14 protein-coding genes are annotated in these 16,019 nt (G+C 65.4%); 8 read left to right on the forward strand and 6 right to left on the reverse strand.

The genetic code is table 11. From position 1 onward, the window contains the following. Window positions 1-259: 259 nt before the first annotated feature. The 4 genes from ROSELON_RS04375 to ROSELON_RS04390 form a co-directional block, all read right to left on the reverse strand. Complete coding sequence (locus ROSELON_RS04375) at window positions 260-1,120, reverse strand: D-amino-acid transaminase (RefSeq protein WP_025311210.1); 861 nt, start codon at window positions 1,118-1,120, stop codon at window positions 260-262. 75 nt (window positions 1,121-1,195) lie between these two features. Continuing rightward, window positions 1,196-2,158, reverse strand: coding sequence for an N-acetyl-D-Glu racemase DgcA (gene dgcA / locus ROSELON_RS04380; RefSeq protein ID WP_025311211.1), 963 nt, complete (start codon window positions 2,156-2,158; stop codon window positions 1,196-1,198). Further along, on the reverse strand, window positions 2,155-3,156 hold the full coding sequence (gene dgcN, locus ROSELON_RS04385; RefSeq protein ID WP_025311212.1) for an N-acetyltransferase DgcN: 1,002 nt from the start codon (window positions 3,154-3,156) through the stop codon (window positions 2,155-2,157). The genes dgcA and dgcN overlap by 4 nt, the downstream gene beginning before the upstream one ends. Before the next feature lie 150 nt (window positions 3,157-3,306). After that, window positions 3,307-3,657 (reverse strand): hypothetical protein, encoded by a 351-nt coding sequence (locus ROSELON_RS04390; protein WP_025311213.1) that lies wholly within the window; start codon window positions 3,655-3,657, stop codon window positions 3,307-3,309. Window positions 3,658-3,900: 243 nt separating this feature from the next. Here ROSELON_RS04390 and ROSELON_RS17360 point away from each other — a divergent pair, with 243 nt between their 5' ends. The 3 genes from ROSELON_RS17360 (at window position 3,901) to ROSELON_RS04405 (ending at window position 6,905) form a co-directional block, all read left to right on the forward strand. Beyond that, window positions 3,901-4,512: a CGNR zinc finger domain-containing protein gene (locus ROSELON_RS17360; protein ID WP_025311214.1), complete on the forward strand. Its 612-nt coding sequence runs from the start codon at window positions 3,901-3,903 to the stop codon at window positions 4,510-4,512. A gap of 110 nt (window positions 4,513-4,622) precedes the next feature. Beyond that, window positions 4,623-5,612, forward strand: coding sequence for a glutathione S-transferase family protein (locus ROSELON_RS04400; protein WP_025311215.1), 990 nt, complete (start codon window positions 4,623-4,625; stop codon window positions 5,610-5,612). A gap of 111 nt (window positions 5,613-5,723) precedes the next feature. Further along, complete coding sequence (locus ROSELON_RS04405) at window positions 5,724-6,905, forward strand: lytic murein transglycosylase (RefSeq protein ID WP_025311216.1); 1,182 nt, start codon at window positions 5,724-5,726, stop codon at window positions 6,903-6,905. A gap of 60 nt (window positions 6,906-6,965) precedes the next feature. On the opposite strand, the gene ROSELON_RS04410 is transcribed toward ROSELON_RS04405, so the two are convergent. After that, entirely contained in the window at window positions 6,966-10,421 is a 3,456-nt protein-coding gene (locus ROSELON_RS04410) for a chromosome segregation SMC family protein (protein ID WP_025311217.1), read from the reverse strand. 266 nt (window positions 10,422-10,687) lie between these two features. On the opposite strand from ROSELON_RS04410, the gene ROSELON_RS04415 reads away from it, so the two are divergent. The 3 genes from ROSELON_RS04415 (at window position 10,688) to rlmH (ending at window position 12,960) form a co-directional block, all read left to right on the forward strand. Next, complete coding sequence (locus ROSELON_RS04415; RefSeq protein ID WP_038650170.1) at window positions 10,688-11,884, forward strand: TsoY family (seleno)protein; 1,197 nt, start codon at window positions 10,688-10,690, stop codon at window positions 11,882-11,884. Between the two features lie 203 nt (window positions 11,885-12,087). Further along, window positions 12,088-12,477 (forward strand): ribosome silencing factor, encoded by a 390-nt coding sequence (gene rsfS / locus ROSELON_RS04420; protein ID WP_025311219.1) that lies wholly within the window; start codon window positions 12,088-12,090, stop codon window positions 12,475-12,477. Window positions 12,478-12,489: 12 nt separating this feature from the next. Further along, the gene (gene rlmH, locus ROSELON_RS04425; RefSeq protein WP_025311220.1) at window positions 12,490-12,960 is read left to right on the forward strand and encodes a 23S rRNA (pseudouridine(1915)-N(3))-methyltransferase RlmH; all 471 of its coding nucleotides are present in this window, start codon (window positions 12,490-12,492) and stop codon (window positions 12,958-12,960) included. Here the strand turns inward: rlmH and ROSELON_RS04430 are convergent. Then, on the reverse strand, window positions 12,957-13,739 hold the full coding sequence (locus ROSELON_RS04430) for an ABC transporter permease (protein ID WP_025311221.1): 783 nt from the start codon (window positions 13,737-13,739) through the stop codon (window positions 12,957-12,959). The genes rlmH and ROSELON_RS04430 overlap by 4 nt on opposite strands. Window positions 13,740-13,920: 181 nt before the next feature. Here ROSELON_RS04430 and ROSELON_RS04435 point away from each other — a divergent pair, with 181 nt between their 5' ends. Together ROSELON_RS04435 and ROSELON_RS04440 are read left to right on the forward strand one after the other, a co-directional pair. Continuing rightward, window positions 13,921-15,153, forward strand: coding sequence for a sugar transporter (locus ROSELON_RS04435; protein ID WP_245605411.1), 1,233 nt, complete (start codon window positions 13,921-13,923; stop codon window positions 15,151-15,153). Window positions 15,154-15,175: 22 nt separating this feature from the next. After that, on the forward strand, window positions 15,176-15,832 hold the full coding sequence (locus ROSELON_RS04440) for an ABC transporter ATP-binding protein (RefSeq protein WP_025311223.1): 657 nt from the start codon (window positions 15,176-15,178) through the stop codon (window positions 15,830-15,832). Window positions 15,833-16,019 lie beyond the last annotated feature (187 nt).

The raw sequence follows: 16,019 nt of genomic DNA on the forward strand, positions 1-16,019 counted from the left end.
ATTCGACCCGACCTCGGAAAGCCTGCTGCTCTCGATCGACGGCCCGGGGTCGGGGTCGCCCAATTTCGACGTCACCTTCCGCGACGCGACCGGAGGCGAAGGTCTGGAGGTGCCGAACGGCGGCGAGGTGATCGTTCTGTTGAACGGTGTCCCCTCGGCGGCCACGGTCAACGTCGAAACCGACGTCTTCTGATCGGATCACCTGGGCACAGGTGGGATGGCATGCCCGTCCACCTGTGGTCTTGGAGGATCACAAGGATCACACGGCGGCTTTGCGCATCTCGTCGAGATAGATCTCGCGGAGGCGGGCGCTGACCGCGCCGGGCGCGCCGGCGCCGATCGTCTGGCCATCCAGTTCGACCACCGGCATGACAAAGGCCGAGGCCGAGGTGATGAACGCCTCGTCTGCTTCTTTCGCCTCGTCGATGGTAAAGGGGCGTTCCTCGACCGTCATCTGCGCCTCGCGGGCAAAGCGCAGGACGGCGGCGCGGGTGATGCCGTGCAGGATCTCGTTGCCCAGGTGGCGCGTGATGAGCGTGCCGTTCTTGATGATGTAGGCGTTGTTCGACGTGCCCTCGGTCACGAACCCGTCCTCGACCATCCAGGCGTCGTCGGCCCCGGCGGCCTTGGCCATCATCTTGCCCATCGACGGATAGAGCAGTTGCACCGTCTTGATGTCGCGGCGGCCCCAGCGCTGATCCTCGATCGAGATGACCTTGATGCCGGTCCTTGCGGCGGGGCTGTCGGCAAGGCCCGGCTTGGACTGGGTGAACAGCACGATGGTCGGCGGCGTATCTTCGGGCGGGAAGGCGAAATCACGGTCGGCGGCGGCCCCGCGCGTGATCTGCAGGTAGATCAGCCCCTCGTCGATCCCGTTCTTCTCGACAAGCTGGCGATGGATCTCCAGCAACTCGTCCATGTCCACCGGGGCGGCCATGTCGAGTTCCTTGAGCGAGCGTTCCAACCGTTTCGCGTGGCCGCCGAAATCGACCAGTTTGCCACCCAGCACGCTGGTGACCTCGTAGACGCCATCGGCAAACAGGAACCCACGGTCGAAGATCGATACCTTGGCCTCTTCCTCGGGCAGGTATTGGCCGTTGACATAGACGGTGCGGGACATGGGCGGATCTCCTATCAAGCTGTGATCGCTTTCGGGGGTTGGCGCGGCCGCGTCAAGGGGCGGGGCGCCGCAGGGTCAGCCCCAAAGCGCCGGATCGGGGGGATGGACGGTCGAGCCCTCGAAGGTCAGCGGCGTGTCGCGGTCGCTGCCCAACAGGAGGGGGCCGTCCAGATCGGTGATCGCCGCGCCCTGCGCAACCAGAACGGCAGGGGCTATGGCCAGCGACGAGCCGACCATGCAGCCGACCATGATGTCATAGCCCTGCGCCTCGGCCGCGGCCTTGAGCGCCAGCGCCTCGGTCAGGCCGCCGGTCTTGTCGAGCTTGATGTTCACCATGTCGTACTTGCCCTTCAGGTCGGGCAGGCTGGCGCGGTCATGGCAGGATTCATCCGCACAAACGGGCAAGGGGCGTGCAATTTCTTGTAGAAGATCATCATCGTCCGCTGGCAAGGGCTGTTCGACCAACTCGACGCCCAGCGCCACAAGATGCGGGGCGAGGTCGGCATAGACCTCGGCCGTCCAGCCCTCGTTCGCATCGACAATGATACGCGCGCTGGGCGCCCCCGCGCGCACGGCCTCGAGCCGTGGCATGTCATCGGGCGTGCCCAGCTTGATCTTCAAGAGCGGGCGGTGGGCGTGTTTCGCCGCCGCCGCGCGCATGTTCTCCGGCGTGTCCAGCGACAGGGTGAAGGCACTGGTGACCGGGCCGGGGGCGGTCAGGCCGGCCAGCTGCCACACGGGCTGTCCGGTGGCCTTCGCCTCGAGATCCCACAGCGCGCAATCCAGCGCGTTGCGCGCGGCCCCGGCGGGCAAGGCCCCTTGCAGTGCCCCGCGCGTGATGTCGGCCGGCATCCATTCGATCTGATCGGTCACGCTGTCGAGGCTTTCGCCATAGCGGGCATAGGGCACGCATTCGCCCTGCCCGGTTACCCCGTCACGGGTGACGGTGACGGTCAGTACCTCGGCCACGGTGCGCGACCCGCGCGAGATGGTGAAGGTTTCGCGAAACGGGAAACTGTCACGGGTGACGCGGATCATAGGGCCTCCAACGCATCGGCCAGACGGGCGGCCCCTTGGCGGAACGGATCGACGGTGGGCAGGCCCATGCATTTCTCGACCTCGGCGAGGTAGGACAGTGCCGCGTCCTCGCCCATCGCGGCGGTGTTGATCGACACGCCGACGACCTGACAGGCGGGGTTGGCGATGCGGGCCAGCGGCAGGGCGGCATCGCGCAGCGCCTCGAGCGAGGGCAGATCGTAATCCGGCAGGCCGCGCATATGGGTCCGGGTGGGTTCATGGCTGAGAATCAGGGCGTCGGGCTGCCCGCCATGGATCAGCGCCATGGTCACGCCCGAATAGCTGACGTGGAACAGGCTGCCCTGCCCCTCGATATGATCCCAGTGATCGGCATCGTTGTCGGGCGTCAGCCATTCGATCGACCCGGCCATGAAATCGGCGATCACGGCATCGAGCGGCACGCCGTTTCCGGTGATCAGGATGCCGGTCTGCCCCGTCGCGCGAAAGGTCGATTTCAGGCCGCGCGCCTTCATCTCGCGGTCGACGGCAAGCGAGGTGTACATCTTGCCGACCGAACAATCGGTGCCCACGGCAAGACAGCGCTTGCCGCTCCGCCTGACCCCGTTGGCGATGGGGTATGTCACGTCGGGCACCCGCACGTCATGCAGCCTGCGCCCGGTGGCGCGGGCGACGGCGGCGAGGTCCTCCTCGTCACGCAGCAGGTTGTGCAGCCCGCTGGCAAGGTCGAACCCTTCCTCCAGCGCCTGAACCAGAACCTTTTTCCAGGCGGCCGAGATCACGCCGCCCCGATTGGCGACACCGATCACAAGGGTCTTGGCCCCGGCGTCCCTGGCCGCGTTCAGGTCCATGTCCGGCAGGCCGACATCGGCCTTGCACCCCTCCATCCGGAACTGGCCGATGGCATTGTCCGGGCGCCAGTCACGGATGCCCTGGGCGACCTTGGCGGCCAGTTGGTCGGGCGCGTCGCCGAGAAAGAGGAGATAGGGCGTTTCGATCATGGCGGCCTCCGGGCTGCGAATTGCGAGTCGCGGCGCAGGGTAAGGCAGGTCGAACGCGAGTGTTTCGGGAAAAGCACCGCGCGCCGACGCCGGTGTCGAAAGTTTTTGCGCAACAGGCGGCCTGCGCACAAGATCCGTGCGCGCAACGCCTCAGTCCGAGGGCAGAAGCCCCGCGGGCGCATCGCCCGGCCGCTCGAAATCGACCGGGGCCGTGGCCGCCGCCGCGGTGTTGCGCTTGAACTCGTAGCGCATCAGATCGCCATCCTGTTCCGAGGCCACGATCAACGCCTGATACAGGTGGCGCGGCCCGTCGAAAATGTCGATCAGTCCCCGCAGGCGCGGCACGTCCTTGGCATCCACGGCGAAGCCATGATCCGTGTAGTGCAGGATGGCGAAAGCCTCGTCGCCGACATGCACGAACCGTGTGGCGCGTTTGCGACGGTCGCGGCGCCGCGCTTGCGCAAGCTCGTCCTGGAATTCCTTGGGCAAGAAGTCGATCATCGGGGCACACAGATCCTGCAAGCGGTGGATATGACGAAAGAAATGACCCTTGCGGCGATTCCGTCAACGCAAGGTCTTTGCCGCAGGTGCAACCGTGGCTGATTGGCCACGGGGCCACGCCCTCGGGTCCGCGACAGGCGTGCGGGTCGGTGTCCGCTTGTGGCGTAAACCATTTTTTGTCATTTTTCGGTTAATCACTGAGCACAAGCCCCGGCAGCGGACAAGAGGATCTGGCAGGCAGTCATGGCATATGCGCACCCCGATCCGATCATGCCCCCAAGACATGACCGCCACAGCGGCGAAGAGACGGGGCATCCGTTCCTCGATTTCGTGAACACGGTGTCCGACGATGGCAAGACACGGTCCATGAACAGCTTTGGCGACGGCACCGCCCTGTTGGACATTCTGCGCGCGGCGGGCCTGCCCGTTTCCGTCACCGAAAGCCCGCCCACGCGCGCTCAGATTGCGCAACTCGTGTCGCTGCGCGAGGCGGCCCACGCCGTGTTGAGCGCGCTGGCCGCCAAAAGGCGCCCCGGCCGCGAGGAAACCCTGATGCTGGAGGCGGCGATCAAATCGGCCATCGCCGACGCAACGCTGAGGTTCCATCGCGAGGCCGGCGCAACCTTTCAGCCCGGCCCTTTGGGCGGTTTGCAGGATCTTCTGGCCTTGTCCGCGCTGGACCTGATGACGCGTGCGGACCTTTCGCGCCTGAGGGAATGCAAGCGCTGCACGCGCCTCTTCCTCGATCATGGGCGCGGCCCGGGGCGACGCTGGTGCGCGATGTCGCGTTGCGGCAACCGTGCCAAGGCCGAAAGCTTTCGGGCCCGCAAACGCCACGGGCAAAGCCCCGGCTGACCCCACGCGCTGTGCACACATGCGGGACGCGCCCTGCGTCCCTGCCGGTTTCTGCACCGACGCGGCCGCTAAATCCGATGGCAGAAATGCACAGCCGACAGGAGGGAAGCATGGGCCTGTTCATCGACGGCAAATGGCACGACCAATGGTACGACACCAAGAAAAGCGGCGGGACGTTCGAACGCTCCGAGGCGAAATTCCGCAACTGGGTGACGGTCGATGGGGCGCCCGGCCCCACCGGTACGGGCGGCTTCAAGGCCGAAAGCGGGCGGTACCATCTCTATGTCAGCCATGCCTGCCCCTGGGCCAACCGCACGATGATCTTTCGCAGCCTCAAGGGGCTGGAGGATCATATTGACGTGTCGGTGGTGCATCCCGGCATGCTGAGCGATGGCTGGACCTTTGGCACCGATTTCGATGGCGCGACGGGCGACAGGCTGTTCGGGTCGGAGTTCCTGCGCGAGGTCTATCTGCGCGCCAACCCGACCATGACCGGGCGTGTGACGGTGCCCGTCCTTTGGGACAAGGTGCAGAATACGATCGTCTCGAACGAATCCGCCGAGATCATCCGCATGTTCAACTCGGCCTTCGATGGGGTCACCGGCAACCGCGACGATTATTACCCCGATGCGCTGCGCGACCGGATCGACGCCATCAACGCCCGCGTCTACGACGAGATCAACAATGGCGTCTACAAATCCGGCTTTGCCACAACGCAAAAGGCCTATGACACGGCGGTGACCGCCCTGTTCGACGCGCTGGACTGGGTCGAGGGCATCCTGTCGGAAAACCGCTACCTCGCCGGCGACCGCATCACCGAGGCCGATTGGCGGCTGCTCCCCACGCTGGCCCGGTTCGATGCGGTCTATCATCTGCATTTCAAATGCAACCGCGCCCGGATCATCGACTATCCCAATATCTGGGCCTATGCGCGCGAGCTGTATCAATGGCCCGGTATGGCCGAAACGATCCATTTTGACCATTTCGTGCGCCACTACCACTACAGCCACGACAGCATCAATCCGCACCGGATCATCCCGATCAACCCGCGGATCGACTGGTGGGCCCCCCATGGTCGCGAGGCGATGCGCGCGGCCTGAGCCGGCCCTGCCCCCGTTTGCGCCCCGCCCGGTGTCGGGCGCGGCTTGTCCCTTGCGGGATGGCGCGGGGTTGATACTCTGCCGGCATCAGGACCAACAGGGTATTTTCCGATGAAGCGTTTCGTGATGGCGGGGCTGTGCGCCCTTGGCCTTTCCGGTGGGGCGGCGACAGCCCAGCAATGCGGCGGCGATTTCGGCCAGTTCGTGCAGGGCCTGCGCGAAGAGGCCCTTGCCCGCGGGCATTCCGCCCAAAGCGTGAACACCTTTTTCTCGCATGCGAACTATTACCAACGCGCGGTCGATGCCGACCGCAGGCAGGGCATCTTTACCGTGCCGTTCACCGAGTTCGCGCGGCGGCTGATTTCGCAGAACCGATTGGACAACGGCCGTGCGAACGGCCAACGCTACGCCGCGGTTTTCGACGAGATCGAGCGGCGTTTTGGCGTCAGCCGGGGCATCCTGCTGTCCTTTTGGGCCTTCGAGACGGATTTCGGCGCGTTCCAGGGCGATTACAACACGTTGGATGCCCTGGTGACGCTGGCCCATGATTGCCGGCGGCCGCATATCTTCCGGCCACAGATCTTTGCCGCGCTCGAACTGTACGAGCATGGCGATTTCGATCCCGTCAACACGATGGGGGCCTGGGCGGGCGAGATCGGCATGGTGCAGATGCTGCCCGAGGACATCCTTGAAAACGGGATCGACGGCGATGGCGACGGGCATGTCTACCTGCAGACCTCGGCGGCCGATGCGTTGATGTCGGGGGCCAATGTCTTGCGCTCGCTTGGCTGGCGGGCCGGCGAGCCCTGGCTGGTCGAGATCACGGTGCCCTCCGATCTGGACTGGTTTCAGACCGGCATCCACACCTCGCGCAGTGTCTCGGAGTGGGAGGCCGACGGCGTTCGGGCGCGCAATGGCGGCGCACTGCCGATGCGCAACGCACAGGCCTCGGTCGTGATCCCGCAAGGGCGCAACGGGCCGGCCTTTCTGGCCTATCCGAACTTCAACGTGCTGTTCGAATGGAACGAAAGCTTCACCTACGTCTTGACGGCGGCCTATTTCGGCACGCGGCTGGAGGGCGCGCCGGTGATGGACGCCCGCAATCCCGATGCCGGCCTCGACGGCAATTCCATGCGCGAGTTGCAGCGACGCTTGCAGGCGCTAGGCCATGATGTCGGCGGGATCGACGGCATCCTTGGCGCGGGCACGCGGATGGCGGTGCGGCAGGAACAGCGTCGGCTTGGCCTTCCGGCGGATGCCTGGCCAACATGGCAGTTGCTGAACGCGCTCTAGGCGCGGCGAGTGGTAAGACAACGACGCGGCGCCCCAGGGCGCCGCGTTTTCGTTCAGGCCTCAGGCCACCAGTTGCTCGGCCTTTTTCAGATCGACACTCACCAGTTGCGACACGCCCTGCTCGGCCATGGTCACGCCGAACAGGCGGTCCATCCGGGCCATCGTCACCGCGTGGTGCGTGATGATCAGGAACCGGGTGTCCGTCTGGCGCGTCATCTCGTCGAGCAGGTCGCAAAACCGCGTGACATTTGCGTCGTCCAGCGGCGCGTCGACCTCGTCCAGCACGCAGATGGGCGCGGGATTGGCCAGGAACACGGCAAAGATCAGCGCCAGCGCGGTCAGCGTCTGTTCCCCGCCCGACAACAGCGATAGGGTGGACAGTTTCTTGCCCGGCGGCTGACACAGGATCTCGAGCCCGGCCTCGAGCGGATCGTCGGACTCGACCAGCACCAGCCGCGCCTCGCCGCCACCGAACAGGTGCGTGAACAGCCGCGAAAAATTGCCGTTCACCTCGTCAAACGCCTTGAGCAGGCGTTCGCGCCCCTCGCGGTTCAGCGCGGAAATGCCGGTGCGCAGCTTGGCGATGGCCTCTTCGAGATCGGTCTTTTCCGTGGCCAGGGTGTCGTGTTCTTCCTGCACCTCGCGGGCGTCTTCCTCGGCGCGCAGGTTGACCGCGCCCAGCGCATCGCGTTGACGGCGCAGGCGGCTGACATCGCCTTCGATCCGTTCGACGCTCGGCATCGGATCGGGCAGATCGCCAAGGCTGTCCAGCAGGGCCTCGGGCGTGACCTCCTGTTCTTCCATGATGCGTTCGGCGGCGGTGGTGACGGCCTCGGCGGCGGCATCGCGGCGCGCCTGGGCTGCGGCACGGGCTTCGCGCGCCTCGGACGCGCTGCGTTCGGCGTCGCGCTCGGCGGTTATGGCGTCACGCAGGGCACGCTCGGCCCCTGACAGCGCATCCGCCGCCATCGCGCGACGGTTTTCGGCGTCGGTGATCTTTTCCGCCAGACCTTCGCGTTTTTGGGCGATCTGGTCGGGCCGTTTTTTCGCCTCGTCCAGTTGGGCCGCGGCCTCGTCCCGACGCTTTTCCAGTTCGGACAGGCGGCTGGCCGCGCTGTCGAGGCGCGTTCTCCAGCCGTCGATTTCCTGCGCGATCTTGTGGATGCGGGCGGTGCGCAATTCACCCTCGCGCTTCAACTCGTCATGAGCGGTGCGGCGAGCCATCATGGCCATGCGTGCCGCCTCGACCGTCGTGCGGGTGTCGGCCAACCGGGCGCGCACCTGGTCCAGATCATCCAGCGCCGCACGCGCGTCGCGGGCCGTCTGCAATTCCGCGTGGGCGCGGCCGGCCTCGTCCCCGTGGCGGGCCGCCGTTGCGCGCAGGGTTTCGAGCTTGCCCCCGAGAACCGAACGGTCTGCCTCGGCCTTCGACAAGGCGCGGCTGGCCTGGGCAAGACGCGTTTCGGCGTCGCGCCGCGCGGTGCGGGCCGCACGATCGGCCTCGGTCAGAGCCGTCAGCCGGGCCGCAAGCGTATCATGGCGCTCTTTGGCCGTCTCGGCCGCGGCCCTTGCCGCTTCGGCATCGGCCTGCAGACCCGCCAGCTTGTTCTTCTGCTCAAGGCGGCGGGCCGCGCTGGACACGGTATCGACCGCGGCAACGCTGTAGCCATCCCACCGCCACAGGTCGCCCGCGCGGGACACCAGACGCTGGCCGGGCCGCAGTTCGCCCTGCAGGCGGGGACCATCGGCGGCCTCGACTAGCCCGATCTGCGAAAACCGGCGCGCAAGCGCGGCCGGACCCTCGGCATGATCGCTGATCGGCGTGGTCCCGGCCGGCAGCGGGGCCGGATCGGCATACGGATCCAGCCCTGTCCAGCCGGTGCCGCCCGGCGTCGCAGCCATCGGTGCTTCGAGATCGTCGGACAATGCCGCGCCCACGGCGGCCTCGAACCCCGATGCAACGCGGATCTGATCGAGCAGCTGATCCCCCGTGCCCCGCTCGCGATCGAGCAGTTTCGACAGGGCCGCCACCTCGGCGGCCAGCGTTCCGGCGCGCCCTTCGGCCTCGGACCTTGCGGCGCGGGCCTCGCTTTCCTGGGTCAGGACGGCGGCACGGGCGGCCTCGGTCTCGGCCAGTGTCTCCTCGGCCCGCGTGGCAAGGGCCTGCGTTGCCTCGAGGGCATCGGCGGCGTCCTGCTGCTCGCGATCAAGGGTGGACAGGCGGGCGGCGGCCGCGTCGGCGGCCTGACCGGCGCGGGCGGCCTCTTCGGTGTTGCGGCGGGCGGATTTCTCGGCTTCGGCGACGCGGCGATCGGCTTGCTGATGCTGGGCAGACAAGGCCGCGGCCTGTTCCGTGGCGGCGGCCAAAGCCCCCTCGCGTTCGCCGAGGATATCGGCGGCCTCGGTCGCGGCTGTGGCAGCCTCGGCCAACGCTTCGTGGTGGCCCTCGCTCTCGGCCATCAGTCGGTCACGCTCGTGTGCGAGGGCGGCGATGCTGTCGCCCGCATCCGCATTCAGCGCGGTCTCGCGGTCGATGTCACGGCTCAACTGACTGATCCGCGCGGTCAGCGCATCGACGGCCTGTGCCGCACGGGTGGCCTCGTCCTGCAGCGTGTCACGTTCGATGACGAGGCGTTGGAGGATCGCGGCCGCGATCGAGTCTTCCTCGCGTAGCGCGGGCAGCGCGGCCTCGGCGGTCTCGCGCAGTCCGGCGGCCTCGCGCGCAGCGGTCTCGGCGCGCGCGGCGGCGGTCAGACTGTCGCGCAGGACCTCTTCGGCACGGGCCCGCCCGAGATCGGCATCGCGCCAGCGAAGAAAGAGCAGCAGACCCTCGGCATGGCGCAGATCCGCATTGATCTCGCGATAGCGCGCGGCCTGCCGTGCCTGACGGGCTAGGGTGGCCAACTGGCTGGTCAACTGCTCCAGCACATCCTCGACTCGCGCAAGGTTCGTCTCGGCACCGCGCAATTTCAACTCGGCCTCGTGCCGGCGCTGATAAAGGCCCGAAATGCCGGCCGCCTCTTCCAGAACACGGCGGCGGTTCTTGGGCTTGGCGTTGATCAGTTCACTGATCTGGCCCTGCCGGACGAGCGCGGGCGAATGCGCGCCCGTGGACGCATCGGCAAACAGCATCTGGACGTCGCGAGCGCGCACATCCTTGCCGTTCAGCTTGTAGGCAGACCCCGCATCGCGCGTGATGCGGCGCACGATGTCGATCTGGTCGGCGTCGTTGAAACCGGCGGGGGCCAGCCGGTCGGAATTGTCGATCTGAACCGAAACCTCGGCAAAGTTGCGGGCCGGTCGGGTGGCGGCCCCGGCAAAGATCACATCCTCCATCCCGTCGCCGCGCATGGCGGTCGGTCGATTCTCGCCCATGACCCAGCGCAGCGCCTCGAGAAGGTTGGATTTGCCACACCCGTTCGGCCCGACGACGCCGGTCAAACCCTGCGCGATCACAAGGTCCGTCGGGTCGACGAAGGATTTGAAGCCATTGAGCCTGAGTCGCGAAAAGCGCACGAGGTCGCCCTTGGGTGATTACGATTCCGATGGAGGGGAAGTGTCCGTGCGCGAGCCGGTTCAAGTCAACCTCAGCCCACTGGATATGGAGGATTGTGGCCGCTTATCCCCAAGATATGTGGCTTTTCACCAAATGTGGGGTGATGTCGACAGCCTCTCTCTGCACTCGTGCACCGAAACGGCAAACACTGCGACGCATTGTGCATTGCAATCACGCTCGAACCATGCCATTTAGTTTGCAAGGTTAAATATCCGAGGTGCAAAACATGTCACATGCAGCAACGAAATACTCGCCGCTTTACTTCCTCGCGTCGCTGGGGATGGGCGGCTTGTCAGTCACCTTTTTCATGTACCTGTTCTTTTGGGTGCCCCACCCGAACCAGCCCGTTCCGGTCTTCGAAGACGTCTGGCCGGTGCTGACGGGCGGCACGCTGCTGCAACAGGCAATGATCCTGACCGCCTGGACGGGCATCGCGTTCTTCGCGTTCCTCAACATCAAGCTGTTGATCTTCAATCTGCGCAAATACGCCGAGTTCAAGCGTTCGGAAGGGTTCGAAACCTTTGCCCAGGCCAACGCCGGCAGTCAGATCCTGGCGATGCCGCTGGCCCTGGCCATGTCGGTCAATGTGGGCTTCATCCTGGGCATGACCTTTGTGCCCGGGCTGTGGAGCGTGGTGGAATACCTCTTCCCTGCCGCCATGGTCGCCTTCCTTGCGATCGGCTATCTGGCGCTGCGCCAATTGGGTCATTTCATCGCCTCGCGCCTGCACTCGGGTGGCTTCAGCTGCGAGGGCAACAACAGTTTCGCCCAGATGCTGCCGGCCTTCGCCTTGTCGATGATCGGCGTTGGCCTGGCCGCCCCGGCGGCCATGTCGACGCTGCCGCTGGTGTCGGGGATCAGCCTGGTGCTGTCGAGCTTCTTCATCACGGCGGCCGTGATCATCACGCTGGTGGTGATGGCGATGAGCATCCGGCCCATGATGGAGCATGGCGTCAATGTCGAGGCCGCGCCGACGATCATGGTGGTGATCCCGTTGATGACGGTGATCGGGATTGCCCTGATGCGCCAGAATTACGGCCTTGAGGCCAATTTCGCCTCGCCGACCACGAACCCCGAGACGATGATGCTGTTGACCCGTCTTCTGTCGGTGCAGGTGCTGTTCGGCCTCTTTGGCATCGCCGTTCTGTCGCGTGTTGGTTACCTCCGCCGCTTCATCACGGGTCAGGAAACCTCGGCCGGGTCCTACGCACTGATCTGCCCCGGTGTCGCCCTGTCGGTCATGCTGCATTTCTGGCTGAACAAGGGGCTGGTGGCCGCCGGCATCTTGGCCAAGTTCTCGGCCGCCTACTGGACCATCTCGGCCCTGGCGGTGGGCTTTCAGGTGGCGATGATCGTCCTGGTGTGGATGCTGGCCACCAAGCATTTCCGCCCGCTGCCGCAAGGCGCTGTCGCCGCGGCCTGAGGGAACGTTCCCTCGCGCATCGTCTCTCCCTTCCGATGCGTCCCAAGGCGCCCCTCGGCCATGAGCCGGGGGGCGTTTCCACTTTCCGCGGGCGCGGCCCGTTGAGAATGCGCCACCGCAGTGCTATCTTTCTTGTGTGGAGCGCCGGTTTTTCGGCGCAGAACAGTAAGGAGGACAGAGTCCTGACCGGACCGACCCAAGCGGTGGCCCCCGCGGCCGCTACAGGCGCACAAACCGCGCCGCACACCGAACCCCTCGCAGGCGATGCCCTGCTGTCGCGTGTTCTGACCTCTCTCGATGACGACAAGGCCGAAGATATCGTGCAGATCGACCTGCGCGGCAAATCCTCGATCGCCGATTTCATGGTGGTCGCGTCGGGCCGCTCGTCACGTCAGGTCGCCGCCATCTCGGAAAAGCTGGTGGACCGGCTCAAGCAGGAGATGGGCCTGATCTGCAAGGTCGAAGGCAAGGATGCGGGCGACTGGGTTCTGATCGATGCGGGCGACGTGCTGATTCATGTGTTCCGCCCCGAAGTGCGCGACTTCTACCAGCTCGAGAAGATGTGGCTGCCGGCCAGCGCCTCGGCCTCGTAGGTCGACGCTGCAATGCGCATTCACCTGTGTGTTGTCGGGCGTCTGCGCAAAGGCCCGGAACGGAGCCTTGTCGATGACTACCTGTCCCGGTTCGACAAGACCGGGCGACAGCTTGGCCTGACGCTTGGCAAGGTAATCGAGGTCGAGGATCGCAAGGGCGGCGGCATGGCGGCCGAGGCGGACTTGCTGCGCCGCGCCATTCCCCAAGGCTCCGCCGTCTGGGTCATGGACGAGCGTGGCACCACACCCAGCAGCCCGGATTTCGCACAGATGCTGGCCACCCTGCGCGATCAGGGCCGCGGCGATCTGACCCTCGTTATCGGTGGCGCCGATGGGCTTGACCCGTCCCTGCGCGCCGAGGCCGACACCGCCATTTCCCTGGGCCACATGGTCTGGCCGCATATGCTGGTGCGAGTGATGCTCAGCGAACAGCTGTATCGGGCGGCCAGTATCTTGGCAGGCGGGCCCTATCACCGCGCCTAGCGCGTCAGGATATCTTGGCGAAACCGGCGCATCAGCACCAGACCCAAGGCCAGCGGCACCAGAACCCAGACCATCACGAGCGTCAGGCTGATGTATTGCGGTTCGTAGGTCGGGTAGACCCCCGTGCGAAACAGGCCCGTGATGTGGATCCAGGGCAGGTACCAAAGGTAGTCCTGCACGGTGCGCGGCAAATCCTCGTAGATGAAGATCACACCGGCGATCAGGAACAGGGGGCGCGAGGCAATCGACCAGATGTTGCCCCAGGCCGGGTACAATCCCACCAGCACGGCGTTGAGCGTGCCAAGCGCAAGGCCCAGCACCGCCGACAGACAGGTGGCCCAGATCATCGGCCCGTAGCTCAGCACGGCGGTCGCCCCCGTCACCTCGATCATGGCTGCGAAAACGATCCCCATAACCAGAACGGATGTCAGCACGTTCAGGAAAAACCGGGCAAGAATGGCATCGATCCAGGACACCGCCGGATACATCAAGAGCGGACGCGAAAACCGCAACGCGGTTTGCACCGCCGCCTGCACCTGAGCGTAGACGAGGAACGGCAGATACCCGGACGCATAGTAAAGCAGGAAACTGTTGCCAAGCGACGGTGCGCGCAACAGCAGCGAAAAGGCGAAGGCCATGACCAGCAGAGCCCCCAACGGTTCGACAATCGCCCAGATATATCCGCCGGGCGACCGGCCATAGCGTGTCGACATCTCGCGCAGCATCAGGGCAACGATCGCACGCAGCCCGGCCAGCCAGACGGGGCCGCGCCGGGGCATGCCCGTTGCCGGAGACTCCTGCGCGCTGTTGGTCACCCTGCCGTTCCGTTCCCTGATGTCCGCTGCAACGCCCCGAGCGCCATGCGACTGGCCTTGCGTTGCCCGAGTATGTATGACGGACCCACCGAGTTCAAACGATGCAACAAGAGCAGACGACACGTTGGACGAGAAACCCCGAACCATGGACGATCCGCACACCGGCCCCGCCGGTGAGCCGGCGCATCCGACCGTGCCGGGCGTGGTCGCCCGCACACGGAAAGCCAATGTCAGGCCACCCGTGGCACCGATGGCGGGCCCGGCCCTGATGCGCCCGCGTCATTTCGGCCTGATGCTGTCTTTCCTGGGGCTCGTTCTGATTCCGCTGCTGGTGGTGGCCATCTACATGTTCGCTGTCGCCGAAGACCAGTATGCCTCGACCACGGGTTTCACGGTGCGCCAGAATGAAACCGGTGCGGCCACCGACGTGATCGGGGGCATCGCGCAATTCACCGGCGCCGGGGCCGCGAGCGACGCCGATATCCTTTACGAGTTCATCGTCAGCCAGGAATTGGTGCGCCGGCTCGATGCGCAGTTGGACCTTGTAGGACACTATTCGGCGCTGCGTCACTCCGACCCGATCTACACGATCCGTCCAGACGCCTCGATCGAGGATTTGACCGATCACTGGGCACGCGTTGTCCGCATCTCCTTCGACTCTGCCTCGGGTCTGCTGGAGTTGCGGGTATTGGCGTTCACCCCCGACATGGCGCATCGCCTCGCCTTGGCGATCATCAGCGAAAGCACGAACCTCGTGAACGAGTTGAATGCGAATGCACGCGCCGATGCGATCACCTTTGCCCAGCAGGATCTCGAAAGCGCGCTTGCGCGTCTCAGGTCGGCCCGCGAGGCGCTGACCGCCTTTCGGACGCGCACCCAGATCGTCGACCCGGAATCCGACCTGCAGGGGCGCATGGGTGTTCTGAACAATTTGCAACAGCAACTGGCCGAGGCCCTGATCGAATACGACCTGTTGACCGAAAACACGTCGAACCAGAACGATCCCCGGCTGTTGCAGGCCGACCGGCGCATCGAGGTCATTCGCCAACGCATTGTGCAGGAACGCGAGACCTTCACGCTCGACGATATCGGGGCCGCCGGCGAAGATTATCCAACCCTCATGGCGGAATACGAGGGGTTGGTCGTCGACCGCGAATTCGCCGAAGAAAGCTATCGCGCCGCGCTGACGGCATTGGATGTGGCGCGCACCAATGCCGCGCGCCAAAGCCGATATCTGGCGGTCTATATCCAACCCACCCGTCCCGAAAGCGCGGCCTTTCCGCGGCGTGGCGTCATTCTGGGGCTGTCGGCCCTGTTCCTTGTGTTGGGCTGGTCGATCCTGGCGTTGATCTACTATTCGATCCGCGATCGGCAGTAGACCGGCGTAGAGGGCACACGCGATGATCCGGTTCGAGAACCTGACCAAGAGTTTCATGGTCAACGGGCGGCGCAAGATCGTGATCGACGACCTCAACCTGACGCTGCCCACGGGGCGGTCGCTGGCCCTGCTGGGGCGCAACGGGGCGGGCAAATCGACCCTGATGAACATCATCGCCGGCAACATGCGCCCCGACCACGGCCGGATCGTGACCGACGGCACGATTTCCTGGCCGGTCGGTTTTGGCGGCTCTTTCCATCCGGAACTGACCGGAGCCCAGAACACACGCTTTCTCGCGCGGGTCTACGGTGTCGATACGGATGAACTGATCGCCTTTGTCCGCGATTTCGCCGCGCTGGGGCAGCATTTTTTCATGCCCGTGCGCACCTATTCGTCGGGCATGAAAAGCCGGCTGACCTTTGGCCTGTCCATGGGCATCCGGTTCGACCTGTACCTCGTCGACGAGGTCACGGCCGCCGGGGATGCCGCCTTCCGCGCCAAGAGCAAGGCCGTTTTCGAGGCCCGCATGGCCGAGGCCGGGGCCATCATGGTAAACCACAACCTCGGCGAATTGCGCGACTACTGCCAGGAGGCCATCATTCTGGAACATGGTCGATTGCAGTATTTCGCCGATATCGACGAGGCCATCGAGGTTCACAAACGCAACATGGGAACCTGAGCGGGCCCCGACGCCGTGCTTAACGCGCTCTGCGCAATTCCTGCTTTTCTCCTCAACTCCGTCAAGAAACCAACCATCTGACGTCCCGCCGCAGCGCCACGTTCGACCGCGGTGAACGGGACCGCACGGCGTTCTTTTCGAACGCACGGACACCCGGGGGGTTCTTGGCCCGCTGCCTGGTCGGCGC

It is taken from the genome of Roseibacterium elongatum DSM 19469 (genome assembly GCF_000590925.1).
In the GTDB taxonomy this organism is placed as follows: domain Bacteria; phylum Pseudomonadota; class Alphaproteobacteria; order Rhodobacterales; family Rhodobacteraceae; genus Roseibacterium; species Roseibacterium elongatum.